Raw genomic sequence first — 25,530 nt, 5'->3', positions numbered from 1 at the left:
AGACACGTGCGAGCCTACGTGACGCCACTGACAACGACAGCGGCCCGATGGCACGAGAACGGGATCGGCCCCGTCGTAGGGATCTACCAGTGGGGGTGCACCGGCAGCCACGACGGGGCCGAGGAGGGCGGGCGCGTCAGTGCGCTCCGGTGCCGGTCAGGGAGCGGACCTCCAGCTCGGCGTACTTGCCGCTGTCGGGCTCCTCCTTGGACAGGACCGTGCCGAGCCAGCCCAGCAGGAAGCCGACCGGGATGGAGATGAGGCCCGGGTTCTCCAGCGGGAACCAGTGGAAGTCGACGTCCGGGAACATCGAGGTCTCCTTGCCGGAGACCACCGGCGAGAACAGCACCAGGACGACCGCGGAGGTCAGGCCGCCGTAGATCGACCAGAGCGCGCCCGACGTGGTGAAGCGCTTCCAGAAGAGGCTGTAGAGGATCGTCGGCAGGTTGGCGGAGGCGGCGACCGCGAAGGCGAGCGCGACCAGTCCGGCGACGTTCAGGTCACGGGCGAGGGCCCCCAGGCCGATGGAGACGGCGCCGATGCCGACGGTCGCCCAGCGGGCCGCGCCCAGCTCCTCCTTCTCGGTGGCCTTGCCCTTCTTGATCACGTTGGCGTAGATGTCGTGGGCGAACGACGAGGACGAGGCCAGCGTCAGTCCGGCGACGACCGCAAGGATCGTGGCGAAGGCGACCGCGGAGATGGTGGCGAGCAGGACGGCGCCCCAGTTGGAGTCGACCCCGCCGAGATGGAGGGCCAGCAGGGGCGCTGCCGTGTTGCCCGCCTTGTTGGAGGCGATGATCTCGTCCGGCTTGATCAGGGCGGCGGCGCCGAAGCCGAGCGCGAGGGTCATCAGGTAGAAGGCGCCGATCAGGCCGATCGCCCAGTTCACCGACTTCCGCGCGGCCTTGGCGGTGGGCACGGTGTAGAAGCGGATCAGGATGTGCGGCAGTCCCGCGGTGCCCAGGACGAGGGCGATGCCCAGGGAGATGAAGTCGAGCTTGGACGTCGAGGTGGCGCCGTACTTCAGTCCGGGCTCCAGGAACGCCGCGCCCTTGGTGCTGTTCTCGGCCGCCGAGCCGAGCAGGTCGGAGACGTTGAAGTCGAACTTGAGCAGCACCAGGAAGGTCAGCAGCAGGGCGCCCGCCATGAGCAGCACGGCCTTGACCATCTGCACCCAGGTGGTGCCCTTCATGCCGCCGATGGTGACGTAGACGATCATCAGGACGCCGACCAGGGCGACGATGCCGATCTTGCCGCCGTCGCTGGTGATGCCGAGCAGCAGCGAGACCAGGACGCCCGCGCCCGCCATCTGGGCCAGCAGGTAGAAGATCGAGACGACGATCGTGGAGGTGCCGGCCGCGGTGCGCACCGGGCGCTGGCGCATGCGGTACGCGAGCACGTCGCCCATGGTGTACCGGCCGGAGTTGCGCAGCGGCTCGGCGACCAGGAGCAGCGCCACCAGCCAGGCGACCAGGAAGCCGATGGAGTACAGGAAGCCGTCGTAGCCGAAGAGGGCGATGGCGCCCGCGATGCCGAGGAAGGAGGCCGCGGACATGTAGTCGCCGGAGACGGCGAGGCCGTTCTGGAAGCCGGTGAACTGCCGCCCGCCCGCGTAGAAGTCGGCGGCGTCCTTGGTCTGCCGGCCGGCCCAGACGGTGATGACGAGGGTCGCGACGACGAAGACGGCGAACAGGGTGATGATCAGGGTGCGGTGCTCGCTGGCCTCTCCGGCCGCCAGCAGGGTGCTCTGAACGGGGCTCATGCGCCGCCCTCCATCCGGGACTTGATCGCCTCGGCCTTGGGGTCGAGCTTGGCGGCGGCGTGCCGCGAGTACCACCAGGCGATGAGGAACGTGGTGAGGAACTGGGCGAGGCCGAACACCAGGGCGACGTTGATGTTGCCGAACAGCTTGGTGCCCATGAAGTCGCCCGCGTAGTTGGAGAGCAGGACGTACAGCAGGTACCAGACGATGAAGCCGACGGTCAGCGGGAAGGCGAAGGAGCGGTAGGACTGGCGCAGTTCACCGAACTCCGCGCTCTGCTGGACCTCGGCGAACTCCTCGGTGGAGGGGAGCCCGGGTCGGGATTTCGAGGGGGGCGGTGCGTCGGTAGCCACGGAGTCTCCTCGGCTGGGCACGGACATACGGCTGGAGCTTCACTGTGATGTGGATCACGTGAGCCGGGTGGCGATGTTAGTGGCACCCGGCCGTGATCCGACAGGGGCCCGATCGTGCTCGCGCTCCCTGTTCAAGGTCACGGCGCCGCGCGTGGACCGGTTCAACCGCTCTGACTTCTTTCGCATGTACTCGCCGGAATTCATTGCTGGCCAGGTGGGGCGGGGGTTAACTTCGCCCTGCACCACCGTCATGTACCTGCCCGAGCGCCACTCGCGTCCGGGCCGGTTCCTGTTCCGGATGATGTGGAGACCCCATGGCTCATCTGCGTTCCAGACGTTCCGGGCGCCGGCTCGCCCTCGCCGTACCGGTCGCGCTGTCGCTCACCGCGACGCTCGGTTTCCTGCCGGGCACCGCGGCCGCGGCCCCCGCCGCCGCGGCCGCCGCGGTGACCGCCGACGGCCCGGAGCTGGCGTACGTGGTCAACACCCGCACGGATCACCACACGATCGGGTCGGTGAAGCGGGCCGTTGCCGAGGCGGGCGGCAGCGTGGTGTACGCGTACGACCGGATCGGTGTGCTCGTCGTCCACTCGGCGAACCCGTCGTTCGCCCGGGAGATACGCGCGGTGCGCGGCGTGCAGTCGGCCGGCGCGACGCGTACGGCGCCGCTGACCGCGTCGGGGACGACGGACGAGGGCGCCGTGCAGAAGCTGTCGGCCGGGCAGGCGGCCGAGACCGCCAGGAGCGCGGCCCCGGGCCAGGAGCCGTACGAGGCCGACCAGTGGGACCTGCGGGCGATCGGCGCCGACCGGGCCGCGAGGACCGACCCGGGCAGCCGCCGGGTGACCGTCGCCGTGATCGACACGGGCGTGGACGACACCCACCCGGACCTCGCGCCCAACTTCTCCGCGTCCCAGTCGGCGAACTGCGTCGGCGGCAAGGCGGACACCAGCGAGGGCGCCTGGCGCCCGTACGACCCGGCCGAGGACTACCACGGCACGCATGTGGCCGGTGAGATAGCCGCGGCCCGCAACGGCATCGGCGTCGCGGGCGTCGCCCCCGGCGTCAAGGTCTCCGCCATCAAGGTGAGCGACCCGGACGACGGCCTGTTCTACCCGGAGAACGTCGTCTGCGCCTTCGTCTTCGCCGCCGACCACGGCGTGGAGATCACCAACAACAGCTACTACGTGGACCCGTGGCTGTACAACTGCCTCGACGACCCCGACCAGCGGGCCATCGTCGACGCGGTGAACCGGGCCCAGCTCTACGCCCAGAAGAAGGGCACGCTCAACGTCGCCGCGGCCGGCAACTCCGCGCAGGACCTCGCCTCGCACGCCCTCCTCGACGACACCAGCCCCGACGACTCGACGCCCGTGCCCCGCACGATCGACCCGCACGAGTGCTTCGACGTGCCGAACCAGCTCCCGGGCGTCGTCACCGTGAGCGCCGTCGGCGTCGACAACGACAAGTCCTACTACTCCTCGTACGGCAACGGCGTGGTCGACGTCGCGGCCCCCGGCGGCGACCGCATCTACCAGATTCCGGACACCCCGTCGCAGAACGGCCGCATCCTGTCCACCCTGCCAGGCAACACCTACGGTTTCCTCCAGGGCACCTCGATGGCGTCACCGCACGCCGCGGGCGTCGCCGCGCTGCTGAAGTCCGCGCACCCGCGGGCGACACCGGCGCAGCTCCAGGCACTGCTCAAGGCCCAGGCCGACAACCCGGGCTGCCCCGCCGTCTACGACCAGGACGGTGACGGCACCGCCGAGGCGGTCTGCGAGGGCGGCAGGCGCGCGAACGGCTTCTACGGCCACGGAGTCGTCAACGCCCTCAAGGCGGTCGAGTAGCCGCGGCGCGGCGGTCCGCCACCCGGACCGCGCGCCCTGAACGAACCGCACGGCCGACACGTCCGCCGCCTGCGCACCCCAGCACGGCCGACGCGTCCGCCGTCCACGAACCCCCGCACGGCTCGTACGAGTACGTACGACCGGTACGTACCGCGAACGAACTGGAGATTCCATGACAGCGCCCCACCCGCGTACCCGGCGCGCGATAGCCCTCCCGCTCGGGACCGCGCTCGCCACGGCCCTCGCCTTCCTGCCGAACATCAGCGCGTCGGCGGCCGAGGGCACCGCGTCGCAGGCCGCCGCCACCACGGCGGTCTCGGACACCGCCGACGCGGCCTCGCTCAGCTACGTCGTCAACGTCCGCCCCGGCACGGCCACTTCGTCCTCCCTCAAGAAGGCCGTCGGCAAGGCGGGCGGCACGATCGTGACGGCGTACGACCGGATCGGCGTGCTCGTCGTCCACTCCTCGAACGCGGACTTCGCCAACACGATCCGCCGGGTGCGGGGCGTGGAGTCGGCCGGTGCCACCCGTACCGCGCCGCTGTCCGCGCAGTCGACCACGGACATGGGCACGCCGAAGGTGCTCACCGCGCAGGAGGCCGCCGGAGCCGGGGCCGCGGCCTCGGACGGGCAGGACCCGCTCGAGTCCCTCCAGTGGGACCTGCCGGCCATCAAGGCGGACAAGGCGCACGAGAAGTCGCTCGGCAGCCGGAAGGTCACCGTCGCGGTGATCGACACGGGCGTCGACGACACCCACCCGGACCTGGCGCCGAACTTCGACCGGAAGGCGTCCGTCAACTGCGTCACCGGCAAGCCCGACACGACGGACGGGGCGTGGCGGCCCACCGCCGCCGAGTCCCCGCACGGCACGCACGTGGCCGGGGAGATCGCCGCCGCCAAGAACGGCGTCGGCATGACCGGTGTCGCGCCCGGGGTGAAGGTCGCGGGCATCAAGGTCTCCACCGAGGCCGGCTTCTTCTACACGGAGGCCGTCGTCTGCGGCTTCGTGTGGGCCGCAGAGCACGGCGTCGACGTGACCAACAACAGCTATTACACCGACCCCTGGTACTTCAACTGCACCGACGACCCGGACCAGAAGGCCCTGGTCGACGCGATCACCCGGGCCACCCGGTACGCGGAGAAGAAGGGCGTCGTCAACGTCGCGGCGGCCGGCAACGAGAACTACGACCTGGCGTCCGACGAGATCACCGACCCGTCCTCGCCGAACGACTCGACGCCCGGCGACCGGGTGGTCGACCCGTCCGAGTGCTACGACATCCCGACCCAGCTCCCGGGCGTGGTCACCGTGGCCGCGACGGGCGCGAAGGGCATCAAGTCGTCCTTCTCCAACCACGGTCTGGGCGTCATCGACATCGCCGCGCCCGGCGGCGACTCGACGGCCTACCAGACGCCCGCCCCGCCCGCCACGAGCGGCCTGATCCTCGGCACCCTGCCCGGCGGCGGCTACGGCTACATGGCCGGTACGTCGATGGCGTCCCCGCACGTCGCGGGTGTCGCCGCGCTCATCAAGTCGACGCACCCGTACGCCTCGCCCGCCGCGGTGAAGGCACTGCTGTACGCGGAGGCCGACGCCACCCCGTGCACCGACCCGTACGACATCAACGGCGACGGCAAGGTGGACGCGGTCTGCGAGGGCGGCAAGAACCACAACAGCTTCTACGGCTGGGGCACCGCGGACGCGCTGGACGCGGTGACCAAGTAGTCACGGGCACCGCGTCCCGTATCCGAGGGGGCCGGTCGGCCGTACGGCAGCACGCCGTCCGGCCGGCCGGCCCTCGCGCGTCCGGAGCCCAACTCGGGCCCCCGCAGGGCGTGTTGATTCGGTACATACGGCACAGTGTGGTCATGACGCGCGCGACCACCACCGCCACGGAGTACGCGTGGGCCGCCCTCGGCGGCGATCCCGCGCTGCTCGCCCACGTCTCGGCCGTCGTACGCGACGGCGCACTGAACGCCCGGCTGCCCGTACGCGAGCTGGCCCGCGCGTGCGTCGGGGCGTGCGCCCTGGCGGCGGCCGAACTGGCCGCCGCGCGGACCGGGGGCGCGGTCCCCGGGGTGCGGGTCGACGACGGGGCCGTCGCCACGGCGTTCGCCAGCGAGCGGTGGCTGCGCGTCGACGGGCGGGAACGGTCGTCTTCGCGCCGCTGTCCCGGTTCTGGCGGACCGCCGACGGCTGGGTGCGCACCCACGGGAACCATCCGCACCACCGGGCGCGGTTGACGGCGGCGCTCGGGCTGCCCGGGGACGCCTCCGCCGAGGCGGTCGCCGGGCGCCTGGCCGGGCGGCCGGCCGCCGAGGCCGAGGACGCCGTGTACGCGGCCGGCGGCCTGGCGGTCGCGCTGCGGACGGCGCGGGAGTGGGCGGCGCACGCACAGGGTGCCGCCGTCGCACGGCTGCCCCTGGTCGGCCGGGAACGGCTGGACGCGGGGCCACCGCGGGCTCTCCCCCGCCCGGCCGCAAGCCCGCTGCTGCCCGCTTCGGGCGTGCGCGTCCTCGACCTCACCCGGGTCGTCGCGGGCCCGGTCGCCACCCGCACGCTGGCCCTGCTCGGCGCCGACGTCCTGCGCGTGGACCCGCCTCGGCTGCCCGAACTCCCCGACCAGCACGCCGACACGGGCTTCGGCAAGCGCTCGGTCACCCTGGACCTCTCCCGGGACCGGCGGGCCTTCGAGGAACTGCTCGACGCGGCCGACGTCGTCGTCACCGGCTACCGGCCCGGATCCCTCGACCGGTTCGGGCCGGCTCCGCGGGCGCTGGCCGAACGCCGCCCGGGGCTGGTGGTGGCCCAGTTGTCGGCGTGGGGCCACGAGGGTCCCTGGGCCGGACGGCGGGGCTTCGACAGCCTGGTGCAGGCCGCCACCGGGATCGCGGTGGCCGAGGGCTCGGCGGAGCGGCCCGGCGCGCTGCCCGCCCAGGCGCTCGACCACGGCACGGGATAGCTGCTGGCGGGCGCCGTGCTGCGGTCCCTCACCGACCGGTCGCGGGAGGGCGGGACCCGGCTGGTGCGGCTGGCGCTGGCGCGGACGGCGGCCTGGCTGACGGACGGGACGCCCCGGGACCCCGGCCCGGCGGACGCCGTCCACGAGGGGCCGGGCCCCTGGCTCACCGAGACCGACAGCCCGCTGGGCCGCCTGCGGTACGCCCGCCCGCCGGTCTCCTTCACCGGCGGGCCCGACGACTGGACGCGGCCGCCGGGGCCGTGGGGCGCCGATCCCGCGCGGTGGGCCACCGGGGCCTGAGGGGCGGATGGGCGCGCGGAGGAGCGGGGAGCGGAGGAGCGGGGAGCGGAGGAGCGGGGAGCGGAGGAGCGGGGAGCGGAGGAGCGGGGAGCGGAGGAGCCGGAAGCGGAGGAGCCGGAAGCGGAGGAGCGGGGAGCGGAGGAGCCGGAAGCGGAGGAGCCGGGAGCGGAGGGAGCCGGGAGCGGGTGGGCGCGGAATGCCGTTCCTCCAGTTGTTTCCCACCACTTGCCCTGATCTGTCCTACCTGGTGAAGATCTTGAGGTGACCCTGATGAGACCGACGGCCGGGGCGGCCGAGGCCACGGACCCCGGCGGCTCCACCCGGCGCCCGGCCACCGGCCGGGCCGTCGCCGTGCTCGCCCTGGTGGCCCTGGCCGCGCTGATCCCGCTGCTCGGCCCGTCCGCCGCGCTGCACGGCACCGGTGAGGCCGCCGCGCCCGGCGCCGGTGGCACGGCCGTGCTGCGTACGGTCCTGTTCGCGGCGCTGTGCGTCCCGGTGGGCGAGCTGTTCGCGGCCCGGCTGGCCCGCCGGGTGCCGGGCGCGCCGCTGGAGCGGGCGCCGCGCAGCCTGGCTCCGTACGCGGCCGTCTGCGGGTTCGCCGCCGCGCTGGGGCTCGCCTCCGTCGTGAGCACCGGCAACCTGGTGCCGCACGGCCTCGGCGACATCGACGTGGGCGGCCTCTACCGGACCCGGGACGGCACGCTGGCGCTCCTGGAGGTCAACGCGTTCGTGGTGGCCGGGCTCTGCGCCCTGTCGCGGCGGCCGGCCCGGCAGGTGTGGCCGCTGACCGCGGTGGCCGTGGCGGAGGCGCTGCGCGCCCATCCGCCGTCCGAGCACGGCCCGCTGACCGGCTCGGGCCTGACCCTCGTCCATGTGCTCTGCGCGACGCTGTGGGCGGGCGGGCTGCTGCACGTGCTGCGGACCCTGCGCGCCTGGCGCGCCCCGGAGGCGGGCGCCGCGCTGCTCGGCCGCTACGCGCGCGTGGCGGCCGTCCTGCTCGCCGCGATCACGGCGACCGGCGTGTGGAGCACCCTGCGCCGGATGCCGCCGGACACCGTCCTGGACCAGCTCACGACGACCGCGTACGGGCGGGTCCTGCTGGCCAAGGTGGTCCTGGTGGCCGGTGTCGCCGCGCTCGCGCTGTGGGCGCGGCTGCGCCTCGCGCGCGCGGCCGACCCGCTCGGGGCGTGCTCCCCCGCGCGCGCGGAGGTGGTGGTGCTGGGCGTGGTCGTCGCGGTCTCGGCACTGCTGACAGCACTGCCGCTGCCGATCAGGTGGTGACCGTCGGTCAGAGTCGGGGACCGTCAGCCGTCAGCCGTCAGCCGTCAGCCGGCGACGATGACCTTCAGGGCGGTGCGCTGGTCCATCGCCTTGTAGCCCTCGGGCACGCCGTCCAGACCGACGGTCAGGTCGAAGACCGGCGACGGGTCGATGGTGCCGTCCAGGACGTCGGGCAGCAGCTCCGGGATGTACGCGCGCACGGGCGCGACGCCGCCGCGCAACGCGATGTTCCGGCCGAACATGACGCCGAGGTCGAGCCCGGTCGCACTGCCGTGCGGCACGCCGACGTAGCCGACGGCGCCGCCCGGCCGGGTGATCTCCACGGCGGTGCGCATCGACTGCTCGGTGCCGACCGCCTCGATGACGCTGTGCGCGCCCTGACCGCCGGTGAGTTCGCGCACGGCCGCCACGGCCGCCTCGCCGCGCTCGGCGACGACGTCCGTGGCACCGAAGCGGCGCGCGATGCCGGTACGCGCCTCGTGCCGCCCGAGCGCGATGATCCGTTCGGCGCCCAGCCGCTTGGCGGCCAGGACGGCGCACAGTCCCACGGCGCCGTCGCCGACGACGGCCACGGTCCGGCCTGCCCGGACGCCCGCGCCGACGGCGGCGTGGTGTCCGGTGCCCAGCACGTCGGAGAGGGAGAGCAGCGCGGCCAGCAGCCGGTCGTCGCCCGCCGCGTCCTTCGGCAGCCGGACGAGGGTGCCGTCGGCGAACGGCACCCGGACGGCCTCGCCCTGTCCGCCGTCGTAGCCGACGGCGCCCCAGACGCCGCCGTGCTCGCACGACGTGGTGAGCCCCTCGCGGCAGTAGTCGCAGACGCCGTCGGACCACTTGAAGGGCGCGACGACCAGGTCACCCGCGCGGACGCCGGTCACGCCGGAGCCGGTCTCCTCGACGACACCCAGAAATTCGTGCCCGATACGCTGTCCGGGCTCGCGCGCAGCCTCGCCCCGGTAGGCCCACAGGTCGCTGCCGCAGATGCAGGAGCGCAGCACCCGGACGACCGCGTCGGTCGGCAGCTGCACCAGGGGGTCGGGGACGTGCTCCACCCGTACGTCGTAGGGGGCGTGGATGGTGGTGGCGCGCATGTGCGGAGGTCCTTGTCGGGCGATCGGCGGTGCGGTGGGCTCAGGAGGTGACCGGCCGCCCCTCACCGTACGCCCCGGTTGGCGCGGGTCTCTCGCCGAGGGTGTCCGGCGCCTCGCGGGCCGGGAGGGTGTCCGGGAGCGGGAGGAGGACGACGGCCGCCGGACGCGCGGGTCGCCACACCGGCCCAACCGGCCCATCGCGCCCGCCTGTTGCGACGCCCCGGCGTCCACTTCACGCCGGATCGACCTGATAGCACAGCAAAAGTTCCGTTGACAGCAGGGGTACGACGGGCCAGAGCCCTCGATGTCAGCGCCGCCCCGTATCCTCAGGGACCATGCTCGAAGACCTCACGACCGCAGCGTCCCCAGCCACCTGGCCGGCCGCGTATCCGAAGGGATACGCGGTCGTTGACGTGGAGACCACCGGACTGGCCCGGGACGACCGGATCATCTCGGCGGCCGTCTACCGGCTGGACGCACGCGGCGAGGTCGAGGACCACTGGTACACGACGGTCAACCCGGAGCGTGACCCGGGCCCGGTCTGGATACACGGCCTGACCAGCGAGGTGCTCGAAGGCGCGCCCCTCTTCCACGAGATCGCCGAGGAGTTCGCCGCCCGCCTGGCCGACCGGGTCCTGGTCGCGCACAACGCGGTCTTCGACTGGTCGATGATCGCCCGGGAGTACGCGCGCGCCGAGCGCGAGGCCCCGGTGCGCCAACGGCTGTGCACCATCGCCCTCTCCAAGGAGCTGGGGCTGCCGCTGCCGAACCACAAGCTGGAGTCGCTCGCCGCCCACTTCGGCGTCGTGCAGCAGCGGGCGCACCACGCGCTGGACGACGCGCGCGTCCTGGCGGAGGCGTTCCGGCCGAGCCTGCGGGCCGCCGCGCGCGACGGCGTCCGGCTGCCCCTGCTCGAATGCCGCCCGCTCACCGAGTGGTCCGCCGCGCCGCGGATCGGCCGGCAGGCCGGGGGCTCCTCGGACGGCTACCGGCCGGGCAGTTGGCGCCCCTCCCGCAAACGCCCCGCATGCCCCTATCCCAACCCAGGGCGGTACGAAGACGGCAAACCGCTCAAGCAGGGCATGCGCATCGCCTTTTCGGGTGACACGTCCGTCGACCGGGAGCTGCTGGAGGACCGCGCCGTCGAGGCGGGACTGCACGTGGCGACCAGCCTGTCCCGCCTCACCAGCCTGCTCGTCACCAACGACCCCGACTCGGGCACGTCCAAAGTGGTCAAGGCCCGGCAGTACGGGACCCCGGTGATCGACGAGGCCGCCTTCGGCCAGCTCCTGCGGGACGTGGAGCCGGCCTCCGGGACGTGACACGGCGCGAGGCCGGACGGACGGTGCTCGCCGGTCGCGCGCGGACGCCGGACGGGCCTGCTCACCGATCGGCCGCGGACGCCGGACGGGCCTGCTCACCGATCGGCCGCGGACGGCCGCGGACGCCGGACGGCCGCGGGCGTCAGACGGGTGATTGCCGGGCGACTCGCCCGGCACCCGCTCGCCCGTGCCGCGGACCGCACCCCACCCTGTGGCGCATGGCACGTTGCGAAGTCTGCGGAAACGACTACGGCATGACGTTCGAGGTGCACGCGCAGGGCGCGGTGCACGTCTTCGACTGTTTCTCCTGCGCGATCCACCGGATGGCCCCCATCTGCGAGCACTGCCGCGTCCAGATCATCGGCCAGGGCGTCGAGGTGGAGGGCCGCTGGTTCTGCGGCGGGCACTGCGCCCGCTCGGAGGGGAAGGTGGGCATCGTCGACAAGGTGTGACCCGGACCACGCGCGCCGCCGGCCCGGACCGCGTACGGCACGGCACCGGCCCGGATCCCGCGCGACACGGCCCCCGCCGGGGACCCTCCCGGCGGGGGCCGCACCGTGCGGGGGTACCGTCAGTGGGGTGTACCGCTTCTTGTTGTCCCGGCAGTGGGTGATCCTCACCCTCGTGATGATCGCTCTCATCCCCACCATGATCGAGCTGGGCTTCTGGCAGCTGCACCGCCACGAGCACAAGGTGGCGCAGAACGAGCTGATCGCCCGCTCGCTGGCCGCGAAGCCGGTCCCCGCGGAGTCGGTGACCTCGCCGGGGCACGAGGTCGAGCACGAGGACCTCTACCGCCGGGTGACGGCCAAGGGCACCTTCGACACCGCGCACGAGGTCGTGGTGCGCCGCCGCACCAACGTCGACGGCAAGGTCGGCTACCACGTACTGACCCCGTTCGTGCTCGACGACGGACGGGTGCTGCTGGTCAACCGCGGCTGGATCGCGGCGGACGGCTCGCAGACCGAGTTCCCCGACGTGCCCGCGCCCGCCAAGGGCGAGGTCACCGTCACGGGGCGGCTGATGGCGGACGAGACGACCGCCGCGAGCGGCATCAAGAACGTCCAGGGCCTGCCCGACCGCCAGGTCATGCTGATCAGCAGCGAGCAGCAGGCGGAGCGGCTCGGCAAGCAGGTGCTCGGCGGCTACATCGAGCAGACCGCGCCCGAGCCCAAGAGCGGCTCGCCCGAGCTGATCCCCGACCCCGAGCACGGCGACATCGGCACGCACATGGCGTACGCCGTCCAGTGGTGGCTGTTCTCGGCGGGTGTCCCGGTGGGCTGGTTCGTGCTGGCCCGCCGCGAGCGCAGGGACCGTGCGGAGGCCGCGGCCAAGGAGACCTCACCGGAGCCGGCAGCCCCGGCGGCGGTCTAGAGCCGGCAGGCGTCCCGGAGACGGTCAAGGACGAGCAGCCGTCCCGGCGGCCGTCCGGGACCAACAGCCGTCCCCGCGACCCGATTGGACACCGTCTTCTTCGGGAACCCGTCCGGAGTGCATCGACGCATCGAGGACTACGCACTGATCGGGGACGAACAGACCGCCGCACTGGTGGGACGCGACGGCTCCATCGACTGGCTCTGCCTGCCCCGCTTCGACTCGCCCGCCTGCTTCGCGGCGCTGCTGGGCGACGAGGAGAACGGACGCTGGCGCATCGCCCCCGAGGGGGCGGACGAGTGCACCCGGCGCGCCTACCGGCCCGACTCCCTCGTCCTGGACACCGAGTGGGAGACGTCCGAGGGCGCGGTGCGGGTCACCGACCTGATGCCGCAGCGCGACGGCGCCCCCGACGTCGTACGCATCGTCGAAGGGCTGAGCGGCCGGGTGACCGTGCGCAGCACGCTGGTGCTGCGCTTCGACTACGGCTCGGTCGTGCCGTGGGTGCGCAAGGCGCACGGCCACCGGGTGGCCGTCGCGGGGCCCGACTCGGTGTGGCTGCGCAGCGAGCCGTCCGTACGCACCTGGGGCAAGGACTTCCGCACCCACTCGGAGTTCACCGTCGAGGAGGGCGAGTCGGTCGCCTTCGTACTGACCTGGCACCCCTCGCACCGCCCGCGCCCGGCCCTCATCGACCCCTACGAGGCGCTGGAGCACAGCCTTCACGACTGGCAGGCGTGGGCGGGCCGCTGCCGCTACGACGGCCCGCACCGGGACGTCGTCGTCCGGTCCCTGATCACGCTGAAGGCCCTCACCTACGCGCCGACCGGCGGCATCGTCGCGGCCGCCACCACCTCGCTCCCCGAGGAACTGGGCGGCGTCCGCAACTGGGACTACCGCTACTGCTGGCTGCGCGACTCCACCCTCACCCTCGGCGCGCTGCTGGCCGCCGGCTATCTGGAGGAGGCCGAGGCCTGGCGCGACTGGCTGCTGCGCGCGGTCGCGGGCGCCCCGGCGGACCTCCAGATCATGTACGGCCTCTCGGGCGAGCGGCGGCTGACCGAGTTCGAGCTGCCGTGGCTGCCCGGCTTCGGCGGCTCGGCCCCGGTCCGGATCGGCAACGACGCCGTGCGGCAGCTCCAACTCGACGTGTACGGCGAGGTCATCGACTCGCTCTCGCTGGCCTGGCAGGCGGGCCTGCCCATGAAGCCGCACATGTGGCGGGTGCAGTGCGCGCTGATGGACTTCCTCACCACCGCCTGGCGGCAGCCGGACGAGGGGCTGTGGGAGGTGCGCGGGCCGCGCCGGCACTTCGTGCACTCGAAGATCATGGCGTGGGTGGCGGCCGACCGTGCCGTCCGCGCCCTGGAGGAGGACTCGGGACTCGACGGCGACCTCGACGGCTGGCGCGCCATGCGCGACGAGGTGCACCGGGAGGTGTGCGAGAAGGGCTACGACCCGGAGCGCAACACCTTCACCCAGTCCTACGGCTCCCGTGAACTGGACGCCTCGCTGCTGCTGATACCGCGCACCGGGTTCCTGCCGCCCGACGACCCGCGGGTCCTCGGGACGATCGACGCGATCCAGGAGGAGCTGGGCCACAGCGGCTTCGTACGCCGCTACAGCACGGACGGTGCCGAGGTCGACGGGCTGCCCGGGGTCGAGGGCACGTTCCTCGCCTGCTCCTTCTGGCTGGCGGACGCCCTGTACCTGACGGGCCGCCGGAAGGAGGCGCGGGAGCTGTTCCGGCGGCTGCTGTCGACGGCCAACGACGTCGGTCTGCTGGCCGAGGAGTACGACCCCGTGGCCGGCCGCCAGCTCGGCAACTTCCCGCAGGCGTTCAGCCACATCGGCCTGGTGAACACCGCCCTCGCCCTGTACGAGGACGAGGAGGCAGGATAGGGCCATGGATCTTGGACTGAAGGACCGTGTGTACGTCGTCACCGGAGCGACCCGGGGCCTGGGCAACGCCACCGCGCGCGAACTCGTCGCGGACGGTGCGAAGGTGGTCGTGACGGGCCGGGACGGCGAGAGCGTCGCCGCGGCCGCCGCGGAACTCGGGGCGAACGCCGTCGGGGTGGCCGCCGACAACGGCGACCCGGCGACCGCCGAGCGGCTGATCGGCGCCGCCCGTGAGCACTTCGCCCGCTTCGACGGCGTACTCATCAGCGTCGGCGGCCCGGCGCCCGGCTTCGTCGCCGACAACACGGACGAACAGTGGGGCGCCGCCTTCGAGTCGGTCTTCCTCGGCGCGGTGCGGCTGGCCCGCTCGGCCGCGGCGGAGCTCGGCGAGGGCGGCGTCATCGGTTTCGTGCTCTCCGGTTCCGTCCACGAGCCCATCCCCGGGCTGACCATCTCCAACGGTCTGCGCCCCGGCCTCGCGGGCTTCGCCAAGTCCCTTTCGGACGAGCTGGGCCCGCGCGGCATCCGCGTCGTCGGCCTGCTCCCGTCGCGCATCGACACCGACCGGGTGCGCGAACTCGACGGCATGTCCGCCGACCCGGAGGCCACCCGCGCGGCCAACGAGTCCCGTATCCCGCTGCGCCGCTACGGCACCCCGGAGGAGTTCGGCCGGACGGCCGCGTTCCTGCTGTCCCCGGCGGCGTCGTACCTGACCGGCCTCATGCTGCCGGTGGACGGCGGCATGCGGCACGGCTTCTGAGGCCCTGCCGCACGGTTCTGGCGCCGCGGACCGCTTTCCCTTCGGGCCTCAGCTGACGCGTTCCGCCCGGTGCCGGGCCGCGCGCAGGCGCACCTCCGCCGGGAGCGCGGCGAGGCCCGCCGAGTCCCGGGCGTGCGCCAGCGCCTCGGCCGTGAGCCGGCGCAGGGTGTCGCCGGGGTCCGCGTGCGGTTGCAGCAGCAGCCGCACCCGTGTTCTCGGTGCGGTGCGCCGCCCGGTGAGCCGGATCCGCGCGCGCTCCACGCCGTCCAGTTCCCCGGCCTCGTCGCTCAGCGCGCTCTCCACGGCCCGGCCGCGCAGCAGCGCGCCCTCGCCGTCGCCGGTGTCGACCAGCACCTCGGCGAGCCGGCGCCGCCGCAGCACCGCCGACAGCCACCACAGGGCGAGCAGGACGAGCGCCGCCAGGACGGCGATGACGGTGGGCCACCACCAGCCCGCGTCCCGCCACCGGGTCCGCCGGGCGGCGCTGAGCAGCACGTCGTGCGGCCCGTCGTGGATCCACCAGGAGGGCGGCCGGACCCCGAGTCCGACGGCGAGCACACTGCCGCCGCCGACGAGCAGCACCAGCCCCGCGAGCGCCAGCAGGACGCGGTTGACGGTCTTCAGCACCGGTGCTCACCTACCCCTTCCGGCCCGGCCGCCGCACGTGCACCGACAGCGCGGGCGACCGGACGAGTCCGAGTCCCCTCATGCCGTCGGCGAGCGTAGCGTCCAGGTCGGCGCGTACGTCGTCGAGTTCGCGGAAGTGCGCCACGGCGCGGCAGTCGACCTTCCGGCGCCGCACCCTGACCCGGGCCGACCGCACGCCGGAGACCTCCATGGCCCGGTCGCGCAGCACCATGGCCGCGGCGCCGCGCAGCAGCCCGGCCCGTACGTCGGGGTGCGGGGACCGCATCGTCAGCACATCCCGCCGGCCCGGTGTCGCGGCCAGGAGGAGCAGCCAGAGCCCGGCGGCCGCGGCGACCCCGGCGCCGACGAGCACCCAGGTGTCGTCCAGGGGCCGTTCGGCGAGCTGCCGGGCCAGCGTCCGGCGCCAGCGCATGGCGGGCCGGTCGGCGCGGACGGCCACCACGTCGTACAGGAAGAGGCCCGCGCCCGCGAGAACGAGGAGGGCGACGATCGCGGCGGGCACGCGGCGCGCCGACCAGAACCGTCCCCGGCCGCCCTCGCCGCCGGCGTCGGGCAGCGGTTCGTAGGCCGCGGCCGGGGCGGACTGGCCGAGATCGCCGTCGGCCGGTGCCCCGTCCGGCTTCTCGATGACGGGCAGCCGCTGCGTACTGCCCTCGGGGTACCAGGGTTCGGAGTGCTGGGGATCAGGGTGCTGGGGATCAGGGTGCTGGGGTACGGGGTGCTGGGGTACGGGGTGCTGGGGTTCGCTCACTGCGTCCTCCCCTGTGCCGCGCCGGGCGCCTGAACCAGGTGCAGCCTCTCCACTTCGACGGCCACCTCGGGCACTTCCAAGCCCGCCAGCGCCCCGACGCGGCGGGCCACTTGACGGCGCACGGCCCGGCACCGGCCGCCGATGTCCGAGGGGTAGCCGAGTTCGAGGCTGACCCGGACGCGCGCGCTCCCGTGGTGCACCACCACCGTGGCGTGCGGGGGCACGGCGTCGTCCGGCAGGTCGTCCAGCGCCTCGTGGGCCGCCTGGGTGGCGATCTTCGCGACGACCCGGTCGGCGATCCGGATGGCGCCGCGCTCGGCGGCCGGCACGACGGTGCCGGGGTGCGTTTCCCGGAACTCTCCGACGTGAGCGGGCACGCCTCACCTCCGCCGGTCGTCGCGGGAACGGAAGAGATCGCCGAGGTCGAGATCGCCCTCGAGGAACCGCCCCACGACGAAGCCGACGGCCCCCAGGGCCGCCACCAGCAGGAAGGCTCCGAATCCGCCGAAGTACCCGGCGAAGCCGAGCGCCATCCCGGCGATCATCCCGATCACGGCCAAGCTCATGGTGCGCTCCTCAACAGTCCGGGCCGCCGGCGGGTCACTGGAGTCGTGACTCCGGCTCCTCGTCCTCCTCGTCCGGCAGCTTCACGTCGCTGACGGCGATGTTGACCTCCACGACCTCGAGTCCGGTCATCCGCTCCACGGCTGTCACGACGTTCTCACGGACCGCCCGCGCCACGTCGGCGATCGACACGCCGTAGTCGACGACGATCTCCAGGTCGAGCGCGGTCTGCGTCTCGCCGACCTCGGCCTTGACGCCGCGCGAGACGGACTTCGTACCGCCGCCGGGCACCCGGTCGCGCACCGCGCCGAAGGTCCGGCTGAGGCCGCTGCCCATCGCGTGCACACCGACCACGTCCCGGGCCGCGAGACCGGCGATCTTCTCCACCACACCGTCGGCGATGGTGGTCCGTCCCCGTGAACCGGGGTCCCCGCCCCCGCGTTTGGTCACGTTCGCCCGGCGGGCTCCCGCCGTGTCCCGCTCGCCCTCGGGGCTGTCCGGCCTGCTCCGCTCGCTCATGTCGGTCATCGCCGTATGTCCCTTTCGATCGCCTTCGACCGTCCTACTTCACCCAGAGTAAGCGGGAATGCACCGTCACGCGCCGTGGATGCGGCAGGCTGGAGCAATGACGGCGGACCGGTGGACGCAGGTTGTACGACGACAGCTGGGACTCGGCAGGCTGCTGCCCCTCGGCGGGGCGCGCGACGGCGCGTGGATCACCGAGGCGGCGGCCGGGACGGTGCTGCGGCACGCGGCAGAGCTCCTGCCGGGCGTGCGCCCCGGCACTTTGCGCATCGCGCTCGCCGATCCGGACGAGGTGCGGGAGGCCGCCGTACCGCCTCCGCCGAGCGCGCTGCCGCCCGGCCCGCTGCGCGTCACGGCCGAGTTCACGGCCGCGGCGGACCCCGCGGCACCGGACTCGGAGCCCCTGCCTCAAACGGCGGACCGGCTGCGTACTGCGCTGCTGGCGGCGGCGCACCAGCGCCTCGGCCTGGCGGTCGACGAGGTGGACCTGCGCGTGACGGACCTGCTGAACGGGGACCCGGACGGCGACAGCGGCCCCGACTCGCCCGCCGCCCCGGACACCGGGGCCCGGCGGCCGGCGGCCGGACCGCCCGCCGGTGACGGCGAGACGTCCCGGGCCGCCGCGGCCGCCCTGTCCGTCCCGGGCGTCACCCGTACGACGGACATGCTGGGGCATCCGGTCCACATCCAGGACACCGGCCCGGGGGACGACGCCGCCCTGCCGCGCCGCCACGTCCGCGTCGAGATCGCCGTCACGGCGGACGTACGCGCCCTGGACGCGGCCCGCGCTGTACGCGGCGCGGTGGCGGCCGCCCTGCCGGACCACCCGTCGGTGGCGGTGGTGGTCACGGCGGTGGACGGCTCCCTGTGAGGCGCCCCCTCAGGGGCGCGGGGCCTTGTCCGTGTGTGTCTAGTCGCCGGCGCCGGCCAGGTCCCGCAGCCGTCGCGCCTGCGCCGCCCGCTCCGCGGCGCGCTGCTCCTCGTACGTCCGCTGCTGGGCGCCGCTCAGCAGCGCCTTGGTCTCGATGACCGCGTCGCGGGGTGCGGACAGCAGCGCGCCGACGAGGTCGCGTACGGCGTCGTCGAGCTGGTCGGCGGGGACCGCGAGGTTGGCGAGTCCGGTCCGCTCGGCCTCCTCGGCCAGGACGTAGCGGCCGGTCGCGCAGATCTCGAGCGCGCGGGCGTAGCCCACGAGGCCGGTCAGCGGGTGGGTGCCCGTCAGGTCGGGCACCAGGCCGAGGCTGGTCTCGCGCATGGCGATCTGCACGTCGTCCGCGACGACGCGCAGATCGCAGGCGAGCGCGAGCTGGAAGCCCGCGCCGATGGCATGTCCCTGCACGGCGGCGACGGACACGATGTCACTGCGCCGCCACCAGGTGAACGCCTCCTGGTACTCGGCGATGGTCGCGTCGAGGTCCGCGTCGGAGCCGCGCGCGAGGTCGAGGAACGACGGTTCGCCGTCGAAGCCCTCGGGCGTGAACGCCTGCCGGTCGAGCCCGGCCGAGAACGACTTGCCCTCGGCACGCAGCACGACCACGCGGACCGTGCCCGGCAGCGAACGGCCGGCCTCGGTCAGCGCCCGCCACAGAGCGGGGCTCTGCGCGTTGCGCTTGGCCGGGTTGGTCAACGTCACCGTGGCGGTCGCCTCGTCGACGGTGAGCCGTACGCCGTCCTTGTCGAGTACCGGGTCGAGCGAAGCCATGGCAAGCCTCCGATGGGTGCGGTCACTGGGGACGCCGTACGACGGCATCCTTAAGTGACTGCACAGTAACCACCCGGTCGATCGCCCGACCGACCGGGTGGCCACCACCGAAGCCGATGGGGACGCCCGGCCTCAGGCCGAGGCGGCCTTCTTGCCCCGCGTCGCCCCGCCACGCCCTCGGAGCGTGACACCCGACTCGCTGAGCATCCGGTGCACGAAGCCATACGAGCGGCCGGTTTCCTCGGCCAGCGCTCGGATGCTCGCACCGGAGTCGTACTTCTTCTTCAGGTCTGCCGCGAGCTTGTCGCGCGCGGCGCCGGTCACCCGGCTGCCCTTCTTCAGAGTCTCGGCCACCCGTGCCTCCTCATGGGAAGTGCGCTCTGGACTTCTCATGATCACCCCTCCCGGGCTTCATGGCCACCCATTCGGCAAGGTCCGTAAGACAAGGTTTTGACGACAGGAGTCCGTCCCCACGAGCGGAATTCCAAATTCCGCACTGAGCCGTTCGTTCGACCGAGCGAGTATCTGGGGGAAGCAGCAGGTCAGCGACGTAAGACGGCCGAGCCCCCGATAACGGAGAGCTCGGCCGGAAAATCGATGTAGGACACACCTCGGTACGAGGAGATCTCACACAGATGATGGATCACGGATCGGCCGAATGATCCATACGCAGTGGATCAGTCTTTCGATCAAGTACCGCTGACGCACGAGACACCCACGAGTTCCGTTGAAGGACGTAACTCTTTGTGGGCCCCGCGGCTACGCCAGGGCGACCAGGTCCGCGTAGTCCGAGCCCCACAGGTCCTCGACGCCGTCGGGCAGCAGGATGATGCGCTCCGGCTGGAGCGCCTCGACCGCGCCCTCGTCGTGGGTGACCAGGACGACGGCGCCCTTGTAGGTGCGCAGCGCGCCGAGGATCTCCTCGCGGCTGGCCGGGTCCAGGTTGTTGGTGGGCTCGTCCAGGAGGAGGACGTTCGCCGAGGAGACCACCAGGGTGGCCAGCGCGAGCCGGGTCTTCTCGCCGCCGGACAGCACACCGGCCGGCTTGTCGACGTCGTCACCGGAGAAGAGGAACGAGCCGAGCGTCTTGCGCACGTCGACCAGGTCGAGGTCCGGGGCGGCGGAGCGCATGTTCTCCAGGACCGTGCGCTCGGGGTCGAGGGTCTCGTGCTCCTGCGCGTAGTAGCCGAGCTTGAGGCCGTGGCCCTCGACGACCTGCCCGGTGTCGGGCTTCTCGACGCCGCCGAGGAGCCGCAGCAGGGTGGTCTTGCCCGCGCCGTTCAGGCCGAGAATGACCACCCGGGAGCCCTTGTCGATGGCCAGGTCGACATCGGTGAAGATCTCCAGCGAGCCGTACGACTTCGACAGGCCCTCGGCCATCAGCGGGGTTTTGCCGCACGGGGACGGCTCCGGGAAGCGCAGCTTGGCGACCTTGTCGGACTTCCGCTCGGCCTCCAGGCCGGCCAGCAGCCGGTCCGCGCGCCGCGCCATGTTCTGCGCGGCGACGGTCTTGGTGGCCTTGGCGCGCATCTTGTCGGCCTGCGAGTGCAGCGCGGCGGCCTTCTTCTCGGCGTTCTGCCGCTCGCGCTTGCGGCGCTTCTCGTCGGACTCGCGCTGCTGCTGGTAGAGCTTCCAGCCCATGTTGTAGATGTCGATCTGGGACCGGTTGGCGTCCAGGTAGAACACCTTGTTGACGACCGTCTCGACCAGGTCGACGTCGTGGGAGATCACGATGAAGCCGCCGCGGTAGGTCTTCAGGTAGTCCCGCAGCCAGACGATCGAGTCCGCGTCGAGGTGGTTGGTCGGCTCGTCCAGGAGCAGGGTGTCGGCGTCCGAGAACAGGATCCGGGCCAGCTCGATACGGCGGCGCTGACCGCCGGAGAGCGTGTGCAGGGGCTGGCCGAGCACCCGGTCGGGGAGATTCAGCGCGGCGGCGATGGTGGCGGCCTCGGCCTCGGCGGCGTACCCGCCCTTGGTGAGGAACTCCGTCTCCTGGCGCTCGTACTGCTTGAGGGCCTTCTCGCGGGTGGCGCCCGAGCCGTTGGCGATGCGCTGCTCGTTCTCGCGCATCTTGCGGATCAGGGTGTCCAGGCCGCGGGCGGACAGGACGCGGTCGCGGGCGAGCACGTCGAGGTCGCCGGTGCGCGGGTCCTGCGGGAGATAGCCGACCTCGCCGGAGCGGGTGACGGTGCCGGCGGCGGGGATGCCCTCGCCGGCCAGGACCTTGGTGAGGGTGGTCTTGCCCGCGCCGTTGCGGCCGACCAGACCGATGCGGTCGCCCTTGGAGATGCGGAAGCTGGCGGACTCGATGAGGACGCGGGCGCCGGCACGCAGCTCGATACCGGAGGCGGTGATCATGGACAGGCTCCAGGGCGATGACGGGTCCCCCGCCCGGCGGGGCCGGAGCGCGGGGAGGTTGGCGGGACGGACGGCTGAGGACGTTCCCGCCGTCTAATGCGCGAGGAGAATGGCCATGGGCCAAGTCTAACGGGCGTCTGCAACCACTTTTTCTGCCCCTTCCGCCTCCCTTCCCTTCCCTTTGAGCCGGGGCGTTGTCAGTGCCGGGTGCGAGACTGTGCAACAGGTCACATTCGCATCACATGCGACTCATATGCGACTCATATGCGACGACGCGGGAGAGAGGGAGTGATCGGCATGACAGGCACGGACGGCGGACGCCCGAGCATCTGCCCGGCGCTGCTGTACGCGGACGCGAAAGCGGCGATCCGGCAGCTCACCGAGGCGTTCGGCTTCACCGAGCTGTCGGTGTACGAGACCGAGGACGGCTCCGTGGCGCACGCCGAACTGGCCTATGGCAACGGCGTGGTGATGCTCGGCTCGAAGGACCGCGGTGCCGTCTTCGACAAGGCGATGAAGGGCGCCGGCCCCGCCTCGGTGTACGTGGTGGTGGACGACGTCGACGCCCACCACCAGCAGGCCGTGGACCACGGCGCGGACATCCTGGTTCCCCCGACCGACCAGGACTTCGGCTCCCGTGACTACAAGGCCCGGGACCTGGAGGGCAACGTGTGGAGCTTCGGGACGTACGCGCCGGAGACAGGGGCGTAGGGGCGGGGTCCGGAGATCCGCCGGTCCGGTGCCCCGCCGGTCCGGGGGTGCGGGGGCCCGCCGGTCCGGGGGTGCGGGGGCCCGCCGGTCCGGAGGGCCGCCCGGCGGTTCCGTCAGCTGCCGCCCGTGTGCACCTGGAAGGCGGCCCGGCGTACGGCCTTGGCCAGGGCCGGGTCCGGGTGCGCGGCGGCGAGCGCCACCAGCACCTGCACGGTGCGGGGGTGCCCGACCGCGCGCACCTCGTCGAGCAGCGCGGGCACGGTGGGCTGCACAGCGGACTCCAGGTGCCGTACGAGGAGCGGGGCCTCGCCGTGGTCGGCGACGGCGGCCGCGGTGTCCACCCACAGCCAGGTGGCCTCGTCCCGGGTGAGGACCTCGTGGGCGTCCTCCGGGTCGTGGCCCTCGTGCTCGGCGAGCCACAGCAGGGCGTAGGGCCGCAGCGGCGTCTCCTCGGCCACGGCGCGCACATCGGGCTCGGCGGGGGCGCCGACCACGCGCAGCGCCTCGAAGGCCAGCCCGCGCAGCAGGGCGTCCTCGCCGCGGGCGGCGTCGAGGAGTTCGGTGACGGCGCTGCCGACGGGGCGGGCGGCGAGCCAGGCGCGGTACTCGGCGCGGGCCGCGTTCGGGCGGAGCTGGGCGCAGCCGCGGAGCATGTCCTCGGCGGCCTGCTCGATGTTGCCCGCGGGGCTCTGCGCGGCGACGCAGATCTGCTCGAGCTTGACCCAGACCGCCCAGCTTCCGAGCGGGGTGAGGGTGGCCTGACCGTCGGCGCAGGTGAGGGCGCCCACGGCGGCGAGGGCGTGCAGGGCCCAGTCGAGCAGCGGAGCGAGGGGGGCGTCGGGGGTCCCGGCCGCGGCGACCGGCTCCACCGCCGCTACGGGGTCCGCCGCCGCCACCGGGTCCCCTGCCGTCGCCGGCTCCGCCGCCGTCGCCGGTTCGGCCGTCTCCACCGGCTCGGCCGATCCGGCCGTATCCCGTTCCTGGGGGTCGGGCTCGGGGCCGTAGGTGATCTCGCAGCGCTCGGTGCGCAGTTCCGTGACGCGCTGTCCGAGGAGGTCCAGGAGCTGGTCCACGGGGACGGGGCCCGCGGAGAGCTGGAGGAAGGAGAGCACCTGGGGCATCGCGGAGACGACCTCGGCGACGGCGGCGGGCTCGTGGTCCACCGGCTCCGGGTACGCGAGCGACCAGGCGTCGAACAGGGCGACCCAGCCGCGCAGTACGGCACTGTCGTCACGGTTCCAGGCGCGCAGGCGCCAGCCCGGGCGCGCGCTGTTGCCGTGCACCTCGACGAGGCCGGCGAGGCGTGCGGTGTCCCAGTCGGCGCGGACCTGAGCCGCGGTCAGGCCCAGGTCGGACGCGGCCTGTTCGGCGGTGACGCCGGAGAGGGTGCCCTTGCCGTCGGGGGTCGCGCCGTCCCGGCCGGGGCTCAGGGGCGTGTCGGCCCAGCGGGCGACGCGGGCCGCGCCGGCCAGCTCGGCGCGTGCCATGCGGGCCAGCTCGGAGGGTGCCGGTGTGCCCTCGGGGGGCCTGGGCGCCGGGCGGCGTGAGCGGCGCTGGGTCACCGCTCGGGGGGCGGCGGCGAGGGGCCGCGGGCGGACGAGTCGGAGCCTGGAGTCGCGCGGGGTACGGGACGTCACGGGTGCAGTCTTCCGGTTGACCCTGCGAAAACCCAAACGGAAAGCCACGCGGGACGACACGCGCGGTCCGCCGAGCCGCTCGTGCCGCCCGTTCGACGCCCGTTCGACGACCACCGGCGCCCGTGGCGGCCGCCGGGACCGCGGACACGGCTCGCGCGTCGCACGACCCGGGCCGCGGCCCCGCCCTACATGAGCGGCGTCAGGAAGCGGCGGAGTTTCTCCTCGTAGTCGGCCGGGGCGCGGTTCCACATGGCGGCGTGCGGGGCGTCCGGGACCTGGTGCAGGGTGACGAGGTCCTGGCGCCGGCGGGCCAGGCGGCGCGAGAGGTCCCAGGGGGCGATGGTGTCGCCGGGGCCGTGCACCAGCAGGGTCGGGACCCGGAGCCGGTCCGGGTGCGCGGCCTGCGTAATGCGGTCGCCGTGCAGACCCGTGCGCCCCTGGGCGGCGCGTACCGCGAGGGGCAGCAGCGCGGCGGGCGTCCGCCGGGCCGCGGCCAGGGCGCGCAGCGTGGCCTCCCAGCTCAGCACCGGCGAGTCCAGGACGAGACCGGCGACGCGGTCCCGCAGCGCGGAGTGCGCGGCGGCGCGCAGCGCCATGGTGGCGCCGGTGGACCAGCCGTACAGGACGACCTGCTCGGCGCCGTGCCGGACGGCGTAGCGGATCGCCGCGTCCAGGTCGCGCCACTCCGTCTCGCCGAGGTGGTGCAGGCCGTCCGGGGAGGCGGGGGCGCCCGGGTCGCCGCGGTAGGCGAGGTTCAGCACGGGGAGCTGCTGCCGGTGCAGGAACTCCATGACGTTCAAGGGATGTTCGCGGGTGGCGCCGAGGCCGTGCACGGTGATCACCCACAGGTCGCGGCTGCCGGGTACGAACCAGGCGGGCAGCGGGCCGAGTTCACCGGGGAACGCGACCTCTGCGTAGTCGAGGCCGAGTGCGGTGCGCGGGTCGCCCAGGTGCAGGTTCGGGGTGAACCACACCCTGTCGCCGGATCGCGGAGTGCCGTGCGTGACGCGTTCGAGGCGGCGTACGACGGTGTCGACGGAGTGTGCGGCGCCGTCGAGGACGGGGCCGACGACCGCGTGCGTGCCGTCGCCGCCGAGCCCGTACGTGCCCGGCCGCAGCGAGGCGAGGTCGCGGGTCAGCGTGACCTGGCCCGCGGCCGTGCAGTGCACGGTGAGCCGGGGTTCGGTGGGCAGCGGCCGGCCGGGGGGTGCCTTCAGCGCGGCATCGCTGGCGTACCGGCCGGCGGCGACGGACGCCGCGCCGGCGGCCAGGGCAACGGTGACGGCGGCGGCCGTCGCTTTGACAGTGCGCACCGGTCCAGTGTCCAGGGACCGCCCGCCATCGGCCAGCGGAAGCCACCCACCGGCGGTTCCCGCCCCGCGCACCGCCCCCACCGCCCCGCGTCCCGTCCCCGCCAACCCGCGCGCCCTCGCCGTCCCACGCACTGTCCCCGCCGACCCGCGCGCCCTCGTCACCGCCCCGCGTCCCGTCCCCACCGACCCGCGCACCGTCCCCACCGGCCTGCGTCCCGTCCCCACCGACCCGCGCGCCATCGCCGCCCCACGCACCGTTCCCACCGGCCCGCGCACCTTCATCGCCGCCCCGCGCACCGTTTCCACCAGCCCGCGCACCGCCCCCACCGCCCCGCGTCCCGTCCCCACCGACCCGCGCGCCATCGCCGT

General features: G+C 73.6%; 23 protein-coding genes and 1 pseudogene. 11 read left to right on the top strand and 13 right to left on the bottom strand.

Translation table 11 applies throughout. The features are described from left to right. Positions 1-136: 136 nt before the first annotated feature. Both ACFV6E_RS16610 and ACFV6E_RS16605 read right to left on the bottom strand, forming a co-directional pair. Positions 137-1,762 (bottom strand): cation acetate symporter, encoded by a 1,626-nt coding sequence (locus tag ACFV6E_RS16610; protein WP_385167710.1) that lies wholly within the window; start codon positions 1,760-1,762, stop codon positions 137-139. Then, positions 1,759-2,115: a DUF485 domain-containing protein gene (locus tag ACFV6E_RS16605; RefSeq protein ID WP_385167712.1), complete on the bottom strand. Its 357-nt coding sequence runs from the start codon at positions 2,113-2,115 to the stop codon at positions 1,759-1,761. Before ACFV6E_RS16605 ends, ACFV6E_RS16610 begins: the two co-directional genes overlap by 4 nt. A gap of 314 nt (positions 2,116-2,429) precedes the next feature. Between ACFV6E_RS16605 and ACFV6E_RS16600 the strand changes: the two genes are divergently transcribed. The 4 genes and pseudogenes from ACFV6E_RS16600 to ACFV6E_RS16585 all read left to right on the top strand — a co-directional run bounded on the left by ACFV6E_RS16600 (position 2,430) and on the right by ACFV6E_RS16585 (position 8,506). Continuing rightward, the gene (locus ACFV6E_RS16600; RefSeq protein ID WP_385462231.1) at positions 2,430-3,965 is read left to right on the top strand and encodes a S8 family serine peptidase; all 1,536 of its coding nucleotides are present in this window, start codon (positions 2,430-2,432) and stop codon (positions 3,963-3,965) included. 172 nt (positions 3,966-4,137) lie between these two features. Next, positions 4,138-5,688, top strand: a complete 1,551-nt coding sequence (locus ACFV6E_RS16595) for a S8 family serine peptidase (RefSeq protein ID WP_385462228.1) — start codon at positions 4,138-4,140, stop codon at positions 5,686-5,688. A gap of 143 nt (positions 5,689-5,831) precedes the next feature. After that, positions 5,832-7,225 (top strand): annotated as a pseudogene (locus ACFV6E_RS16590) (CoA transferase). A gap of 261 nt (positions 7,226-7,486) precedes the next feature. Further along, on the top strand, positions 7,487-8,506 hold the full coding sequence (locus ACFV6E_RS16585; protein WP_385462225.1) for a CopD family protein: 1,020 nt from the start codon (positions 7,487-7,489) through the stop codon (positions 8,504-8,506). A gap of 44 nt (positions 8,507-8,550) precedes the next feature. Here ACFV6E_RS16585 and ACFV6E_RS16580 read toward each other — a convergent pair whose 3' ends face one another. Next, positions 8,551-9,594, bottom strand: a complete 1,044-nt coding sequence (locus ACFV6E_RS16580; RefSeq protein WP_385167720.1) for a zinc-dependent alcohol dehydrogenase family protein — start codon at positions 9,592-9,594, stop codon at positions 8,551-8,553. A gap of 335 nt (positions 9,595-9,929) precedes the next feature. On the opposite strand from ACFV6E_RS16580, the gene ACFV6E_RS16575 reads away from it, so the two are divergent. The 5 genes from ACFV6E_RS16575 to ACFV6E_RS16555 all read left to right on the top strand — a co-directional run bounded on the left by ACFV6E_RS16575 (position 9,930) and on the right by ACFV6E_RS16555 (position 14,952). After that, entirely contained in the window at positions 9,930-10,916 is a 987-nt protein-coding gene (locus ACFV6E_RS16575; protein ID WP_385167722.1) for a DEDDh family exonuclease, read from the top strand. A gap of 218 nt (positions 10,917-11,134) precedes the next feature. Continuing rightward, on the top strand, positions 11,135-11,368 hold the full coding sequence (locus ACFV6E_RS16570) for a hypothetical protein (protein ID WP_385167724.1): 234 nt from the start codon (positions 11,135-11,137) through the stop codon (positions 11,366-11,368). Positions 11,369-11,495: 127 nt separating this feature from the next. After that, positions 11,496-12,290, top strand: a complete 795-nt coding sequence (locus ACFV6E_RS16565; protein ID WP_385167726.1) for an SURF1 family protein — start codon at positions 11,496-11,498, stop codon at positions 12,288-12,290. A gap of 117 nt (positions 12,291-12,407) precedes the next feature. Further along, positions 12,408-14,192, top strand: a complete 1,785-nt coding sequence (locus ACFV6E_RS16560; RefSeq protein ID WP_385462222.1) for a glycoside hydrolase family 15 protein — start codon at positions 12,408-12,410, stop codon at positions 14,190-14,192. Between the two features lie 4 nt (positions 14,193-14,196). Then, positions 14,197-14,952, top strand: a complete 756-nt coding sequence (locus tag ACFV6E_RS16555) for an SDR family oxidoreductase (protein WP_385167730.1) — start codon at positions 14,197-14,199, stop codon at positions 14,950-14,952. A 48-nt stretch (positions 14,953-15,000) separates the two neighbouring features. Here the strand turns inward: ACFV6E_RS16555 and amaP are convergent, their stop codons facing one another. The 5 genes from amaP to ACFV6E_RS16530 all read right to left on the bottom strand — a co-directional run bounded on the left by amaP (position 15,001) and on the right by ACFV6E_RS16530 (position 17,443). Further along, positions 15,001-15,579, bottom strand: coding sequence for an alkaline shock response membrane anchor protein AmaP (gene amaP / locus ACFV6E_RS16550; protein WP_385167732.1), 579 nt, complete (start codon positions 15,577-15,579; stop codon positions 15,001-15,003). Positions 15,580-15,589: 10 nt separating this feature from the next. Further along, positions 15,590-16,237 (bottom strand): DUF6286 domain-containing protein, encoded by a 648-nt coding sequence (locus ACFV6E_RS16545; protein ID WP_385167747.1) that lies wholly within the window; start codon positions 16,235-16,237, stop codon positions 15,590-15,592. 110 nt (positions 16,238-16,347) lie between these two features. After that, on the bottom strand, positions 16,348-16,728 hold the full coding sequence (locus ACFV6E_RS16540; RefSeq protein ID WP_385167733.1) for a hypothetical protein: 381 nt from the start codon (positions 16,726-16,728) through the stop codon (positions 16,348-16,350). 3 nt (positions 16,729-16,731) lie between these two features. Further along, entirely contained in the window at positions 16,732-16,917 is a 186-nt protein-coding gene (locus ACFV6E_RS16535; protein WP_385167734.1) for a hypothetical protein, read from the bottom strand. Positions 16,918-16,951: 34 nt separating this feature from the next. Beyond that, the gene (locus tag ACFV6E_RS16530) at positions 16,952-17,443 is read right to left on the bottom strand and encodes an Asp23/Gls24 family envelope stress response protein (RefSeq protein ID WP_385167736.1); all 492 of its coding nucleotides are present in this window, start codon (positions 17,441-17,443) and stop codon (positions 16,952-16,954) included. A 97-nt stretch (positions 17,444-17,540) separates the two neighbouring features. On the opposite strand from ACFV6E_RS16530, the gene ACFV6E_RS16525 reads away from it, so the two are divergent. Continuing rightward, on the top strand, positions 17,541-18,311 hold the full coding sequence (locus ACFV6E_RS16525) for a nucleopolyhedrovirus P10 family protein (RefSeq protein WP_385462220.1): 771 nt from the start codon (positions 17,541-17,543) through the stop codon (positions 18,309-18,311). 39 nt (positions 18,312-18,350) lie between these two features. Here the strand turns inward: ACFV6E_RS16525 and ACFV6E_RS16520 are convergent, their stop codons facing one another. From ACFV6E_RS16520 to ACFV6E_RS16510, 3 genes are all read right to left on the bottom strand, one after another. Further along, a complete protein-coding gene (locus tag ACFV6E_RS16520) occupies positions 18,351-19,142 on the bottom strand; it encodes an enoyl-CoA hydratase/isomerase family protein (RefSeq protein WP_385462217.1) in 792 nt (263 codons plus the stop codon). Between the two features lie 132 nt (positions 19,143-19,274). After that, positions 19,275-19,496: a helix-turn-helix domain-containing protein gene (locus ACFV6E_RS16515; protein WP_006123601.1), complete on the bottom strand. Its 222-nt coding sequence runs from the start codon at positions 19,494-19,496 to the stop codon at positions 19,275-19,277. A gap of 405 nt (positions 19,497-19,901) precedes the next feature. Next, positions 19,902-21,500, bottom strand: a complete 1,599-nt coding sequence (locus ACFV6E_RS16510; RefSeq protein WP_385167741.1) for an ABC-F family ATP-binding cassette domain-containing protein — start codon at positions 21,498-21,500, stop codon at positions 19,902-19,904. Between the two features lie 297 nt (positions 21,501-21,797). Here ACFV6E_RS16510 and ACFV6E_RS16505 point away from each other — a divergent pair, with 297 nt between their 5' ends. Then, complete coding sequence (locus ACFV6E_RS16505) at positions 21,798-22,211, top strand: VOC family protein (RefSeq protein ID WP_385167742.1); 414 nt, start codon at positions 21,798-21,800, stop codon at positions 22,209-22,211. Positions 22,212-22,324: 113 nt separating this feature from the next. On the opposite strand, the gene ACFV6E_RS16500 is transcribed toward ACFV6E_RS16505, so the two are convergent. Beyond that, complete coding sequence (locus tag ACFV6E_RS16500; RefSeq protein WP_385462214.1) at positions 22,325-23,848, bottom strand: hypothetical protein; 1,524 nt, start codon at positions 23,846-23,848, stop codon at positions 22,325-22,327. 185 nt (positions 23,849-24,033) lie between these two features. Beyond that, positions 24,034-25,161 carry an alpha/beta hydrolase family protein gene (locus ACFV6E_RS16495; RefSeq protein ID WP_385462212.1) on the bottom strand — a complete coding sequence of 376 codons (1,128 nt, stop codon included), beginning with the start codon at positions 25,159-25,161 and terminating at the stop codon, positions 24,034-24,036. Between the last annotated feature and the right edge of the window lie 369 nt (positions 25,162-25,530).

The sequence above is a fragment of the Streptomyces sp. NPDC059785 genome, assembly GCF_042732375.1.
Lineage (GTDB): Bacteria > Actinomycetota > Actinomycetes > Streptomycetales > Streptomycetaceae > Streptomyces.
Note: the sequence above shows the minus strand (reverse complement) of the source record. Positions and strands in the feature narration are given on the sequence as shown.

Coding starts and splice junctions, on each gene's coding strand:
- ACFV6E_RS16610 (WP_385167710.1), bottom strand. CDS start 1,762: ATGAGCCCCGTTCAGAGCACCCTGCTGGCGGCCGGAGAGGCCAGCGAG.
- ACFV6E_RS16600 (WP_385462231.1), top strand. CDS start 2,430: ATGGCTCATCTGCGTTCCAGACGTTCCGGGCGCCGGCTCGCCCTCGCC.
- ACFV6E_RS16595 (WP_385462228.1), top strand. CDS start 4,138: ATGACAGCGCCCCACCCGCGTACCCGGCGCGCGATAGCCCTCCCGCTC.
- ACFV6E_RS16580 (WP_385167720.1), bottom strand. CDS start 9,594: ATGCGCGCCACCACCATCCACGCCCCCTACGACGTACGGGTGGAGCAC.
- ACFV6E_RS16575 (WP_385167722.1), top strand. CDS start 9,930: ATGCTCGAAGACCTCACGACCGCAGCGTCCCCAGCCACCTGGCCGGCC.
- ACFV6E_RS16570 (WP_385167724.1), top strand. CDS start 11,135: ATGGCACGTTGCGAAGTCTGCGGAAACGACTACGGCATGACGTTCGAG.
- ACFV6E_RS16555 (WP_385167730.1), top strand. CDS start 14,197: ATGGATCTTGGACTGAAGGACCGTGTGTACGTCGTCACCGGAGCGACC.
- ACFV6E_RS16535 (WP_385167734.1), bottom strand. CDS start 16,917: ATGAGCTTGGCCGTGATCGGGATGATCGCCGGGATGGCGCTCGGCTTC.
- ACFV6E_RS16530 (WP_385167736.1), bottom strand. CDS start 17,443: ATGACCGACATGAGCGAGCGGAGCAGGCCGGACAGCCCCGAGGGCGAG.
- ACFV6E_RS16525 (WP_385462220.1), top strand. CDS start 17,541: ATGACGGCGGACCGGTGGACGCAGGTTGTACGACGACAGCTGGGACTC.
- ACFV6E_RS16520 (WP_385462217.1), bottom strand. CDS start 19,142: ATGGCTTCGCTCGACCCGGTACTCGACAAGGACGGCGTACGGCTCACC.
- ACFV6E_RS16510 (WP_385167741.1), bottom strand. CDS start 21,500: ATGATCACCGCCTCCGGTATCGAGCTGCGTGCCGGCGCCCGCGTCCTC.
- ACFV6E_RS16505 (WP_385167742.1), top strand. CDS start 21,798: ATGACAGGCACGGACGGCGGACGCCCGAGCATCTGCCCGGCGCTGCTG.